The sequence below is a fragment of the Streptomyces sp. NRRL WC-3549 genome, from assembly GCF_000721935.1.
In the GTDB taxonomy this organism is placed as follows: Bacteria; Actinomycetota; Actinomycetes; order Streptomycetales; family Streptomycetaceae; genus Streptomyces.
The window spans coordinates 34,122-37,053 of record NZ_KL585392.1 but is presented as its reverse complement, the minus strand read 5'-3'; the positions used below and the strand labels follow the sequence as shown (position 1 = coordinate 37,053).

Here is a 2,932-nt window from a genome sequence, read left to right as displayed (position 1 = left end):
CTGTCTCTTATACACAGAGACAGGGCCACTGCGCCGGTTCCCGGGGCCCTCTTGCGGGGCGCCGGGACCGGCGTTTTTTCCGGCTGTACCGCCACCGGCGGGACGCCGTCCAGCAGGCCCGCAGACGTATGACGCACGGAACCAGGAGCCCGGAGATGTTCGAGGCGGTCGAGGAACTGATCGGCGAGCACGCCGATCTGGAGAAGCAGCTCGCCGACCCGTCGGTCCACGCCGACCAGGCCAACGCGCGCAGGCTCAACAAGCGCTACGCGGAACTGACCCCCGTCATCTCCACGTACAAGGCCTGGAAGCGGACCGGCGACGACATCGAGGCCGCCCGGGAACTCGCGGCCGACGACTCCGACTTCGCCGCCGAGGTCAAGGAACTGGAGAAGCAGCGCGAGGAGATCACCGAGAAGCTCAGGCTGCTCCTGGTCCCGCGCGACCCCAGTGACGACAAGGACGTGCTCCTGGAGATCAAGGCGGGCGCGGGCGGCGACGAATCCGCCCTGTTCGCCGGCGACCTGCTCCGGATGTACCTGCGGTACGCCGAGCGCGTCGGCTGGAAGACCGAGATCATCGACTCCACCGAGTCCGAGCTCGGCGGCTACAAGGACGTCCAGGTCGCCGTGAAGACCAAGGGCGGCAACGGCGCCACCGAACCCGGCCAGGGCGTCTGGGCGCGGATGAAGTACGAGGGCGGGGTGCACCGGGTGCAGCGCGTGCCCTCCACCGAGTCCCAGGGCCGCATCCACACCTCGGCCGCCGGTGTGCTCGTCACGCCCGAGGCGGAGGAGGTCGACGTCGAGATCCACGCCAACGACCTCCGTATCGACGTCTACCGCTCGTCCGGGCCCGGCGGCCAGTCCGTCAACACCACCGACTCCGCGGTCCGCATCACCCACCTGCCGACCGGTGTCGTCGCCTCCTGCCAGAACGAGAAGAGCCAGCTCCAGAACAAGGAGCAGGCCATGCGCATCCTGCGCTCCCGGCTGCTGGCCGCCGCCCAGGAGGCCGCCGAGCAGGAGGCCTCGGACGTGCGCCGCAGCCAGGTGCGCACCGTGGACCGCTCCGAGAAGATCCGCACGTACAACTTCCCGGAGAACCGCATCTCCGACCACCGCGTCGGCTTCAAGGCGTACAACCTCGACCAGGTCCTCGACGGCGACCTCGACGCCGTCATCCAGGCCTGCGTGGACGCCGACTCCGCCGCCAAGCTCGCCGCCGCGTAGGCGGGCGAGCCGCCACAGCCCGCCCGTGAACCCGTACGGAGAACCGCGATGAACCTGCTGCTCGCCGAGGTGGCCCAGGCCGCCCAGCGGCTGGCCGACGCCGGTGTCCCCTCCCCGCGATTCGACGCCGAGGAACTGGCCGCGTTCGTGCACGGCGTCAAGCGGGGCGAGTTGCACAACGTGCCGGACTCCGACTTCGACGCGCGCTACTGGGAGACCGTCGCCCGCCGCGAGGCGCGCGAACCGCTCCAGCACATCACCGGACGCGCCTTCTTCCGCTACCTGGAGCTCCAGGTCGGCCCCGGTGTCTTCGTGCCCCGGCCGGAGACGGAGTCCGTCGTCGGCTGGGCCATAGACGCCGTCCGGGCCATGGACGTCGTCGAACCGCTCATCGTCGACCTGTGCACCGGATCCGGCGCCATCGCGCTGGCCATGGCGCAGGAGGTGCCGCGCTCCCGCGTCCACGGCGTGGAGCTCTCCGAGGACGCCCTCAAGTGGACCCGGAAGAACGCCGAGGGGTCCAGGGTCACCCTGCACCGCCAGGACGCCCTGAGCGCCCTCCCCGAGTTCGACGGCCAGGTCGACCTCGTCATCTCCAACCCGCCGTACATCCCGCTCACCGAGTGGGAGTACGTGGCGCCCGAGGCCCGCGACCACGACCCGCAGATGGCGCTCTTCTCCGGCGAGGACGGCCTCGACACCATCCGCGGCATCGAACGCACCGCGCACCGCCTGCTCCGCCCCGGCGGCCTCGTCGTCATCGAGCACGCCGACACCCAGGGCGGCCAGGTGCCCTGGATCTTCACCGAGGAACGGGGCTGGGCCGACGCGGCCGACCACCCCGACCTGAACAACCGGCCCCGGTTCGCGACGGCCCGCAAGGCCACCCCGTGATCCCGGCGGCACCGGAACCGCAAGAGACCTGTCCACCACCCCTGTACAAGTCCGAGGAGGCCGGCTGATGGCACGGCGATACGACTGCAACGACGCGACCGACCGTACGACCGGCCTGCGTGAGGCCGCGTCCGCCGTCCGCCGCGGCGAACTGGTCGTGCTGCCCACCGACACCGTGTACGGGATCGGCGCCGACGCCTTCAGCTCCGAGGGCATCGCCGACCTGCTCGCCGCCAAGGGCCGCGGCCGTAACATGCCGACCCCGGTCCTGATCGGCTCCCCGAACACCCTGCACGGCCTGGTGACCGACTTCTCCGAGGACGCCTGGGAGCTCGTCGACGCCTTCTGGCCCGGCGCCCTCACCCTGGTGGCCCGGCACCAGCCCTCGCTCCAGTGGGACCTCGGCGACACCCGCGGCACGGTCGCCGTCCGGATGCCCCTGCACCCGGTCGCCATCGAACTCCTCACCGAGGTCGGCCCGATGGGCGTCTCCAGCGCCAACCTCACCGGGCACCCCTCGCCGGAGACCTGCGACGCCGCCCAGGACATGCTCGGCGACTCCGTCTCCGTCTACCTCGACGGCGGCCCGACCCCCGGCATCGTGCCGTCCTCCATCGTCGACGTCACCGGCAAGGTGCCCGTGCTCCTGCGGGCCGGCGCGCTCTCCGTCGAGGACCTCCGCAAGGTCGTACCCGACCTCGAGGTGGCCAGTTGATCGCCCCTGAGGGGCGTGGCATAGCGGGGCAGGACACCACTTTCCGCATCCTCCACGTCAGCACCGGCAACGTCTGCCGCTCGCCCATCAT

Annotated in this window: 3 protein-coding genes; all 3 read left to right on the top strand. The window is 71.0% G+C overall.

From position 1 onward, the window contains the following. Positions 1 to 155 precede the first annotated feature (155 nt). The 3 genes from prfA to IH13_RS0109775 all read left to right on the top strand — a co-directional run bounded on the left by prfA (position 156) and on the right by IH13_RS0109775 (position 2,841). Positions 156 to 1,232 carry a peptide chain release factor 1 gene (prfA, locus tag IH13_RS0109785; RefSeq protein ID WP_031082935.1) on the top strand — a complete coding sequence of 359 codons (1,077 nt, stop codon included), beginning with the start codon at positions 156 to 158 and terminating at the stop codon, positions 1,230 to 1,232. Between the two features lie 48 nt (positions 1,233 to 1,280). Next, entirely contained in the window at positions 1,281 to 2,126 is an 846-nt protein-coding gene (gene prmC, locus IH13_RS0109780; protein ID WP_031082933.1) for a peptide chain release factor N(5)-glutamine methyltransferase, read from the top strand. A 67-nt stretch (positions 2,127 to 2,193) separates the two neighbouring features. Continuing rightward, positions 2,194 to 2,841, top strand: a complete 648-nt coding sequence (locus tag IH13_RS0109775) for an L-threonylcarbamoyladenylate synthase (protein WP_031082931.1) — start codon at positions 2,194 to 2,196, stop codon at positions 2,839 to 2,841. Positions 2,842 to 2,932 lie beyond the last annotated feature (91 nt).